Source organism: Ruegeria spongiae, assembly GCF_023502395.1.
Lineage (GTDB): Bacteria > Pseudomonadota > Alphaproteobacteria > Rhodobacterales > Rhodobacteraceae > Ruegeria_C > Ruegeria_C spongiae.
The window spans coordinates 1-930 of record NZ_JAMFMB010000085.1 but is presented as its reverse complement, the minus strand read 5'-3'; the positions used below and the strand labels follow the sequence as shown (position 1 = coordinate 930).

Below are 930 nucleotides of genomic sequence, written 5' to 3'. Positions count from 1 at the left end.
TGTTTGTCGAAGATCTCATGGCTTTGCACCGCGCAGGGCAGCTCAGGTTCTTCGGTGATCTCACCGAATTAGCAGACGTCAGCGCCTTCGCCGAATGGCTCGCTCGGTTCCGCAAGACCAATTGGGTAGTCTATGCCAAACCACCCTTCGGCGGACCCGAAGCCGTACTGGCATACCTGTCCCGCTACACCCCATCTCGAACCACCGTCTTGTCAGCGCCGATGCCGACACCGTGGCATTCAAATGGAAGGATTACAGGATCAAGCGCGGTGACCGCATGAAGGTCATGCGGCTGCCCACCTTCGAGTTCATCCGCAGATTCCTCACGCATGTCCTTCCAGACCGCTTCCATCGCATCCGCCACTACGGCTTCATGGCAGGTGCCGGTCGCAAAGAGAAAGTCGCCCGGATCCGCGCGTTGCTTGGGGACATCAAATCGGTGGAAACAGGCCAACTATCGGATGAAGCGGCACTACCCCTCACATTGCGCGAACCATGTCCCGACTGCGGCGGGCCGATGCGCATCACCGAGACTTTCCGGCGCGGGCAGATGCCCCGAAATCGAGCGCCACCAAGAAAGCAGGCCGCATGATGAACCGCCTATCCCCGGTCCGCTCTCCAGTCCGACGCTCACCGCGACGGTCAAGGCGACGCTTCGGCCCATTGCCATCCGCGCGCAGAAACAGGCCCCAAAGCAAAGCCGAGAAACTCACAAAAGTGCACGATGGTGCGCCAAAGGTCGCGCAGCCGACCCTTCAAAGCTCGACAAACCCGCAAAGCTCAAACCAATGTCAGGGACAGAAGCAAGTGCATTCCCCATAGCACAGTGCACGCATCCCACGGCTTCCACCTTGTCAGATTTGTCAACGCGGGACACACCGCCCGACACAATCCTAACGCACTGGCCCGCATCAAAAAATCTTAGACAAA

At 58.9% G+C, this 930-nt stretch carries 1 pseudogene; it reads left to right on the top strand.

What is annotated here, in order from left to right:
- Window positions 1-592 (top strand): annotated as a pseudogene (locus tag M3P21_RS22340) (IS91 family transposase); the annotation flags it as partial.
- Window positions 593-930: the final 338 nt, after the last annotated feature.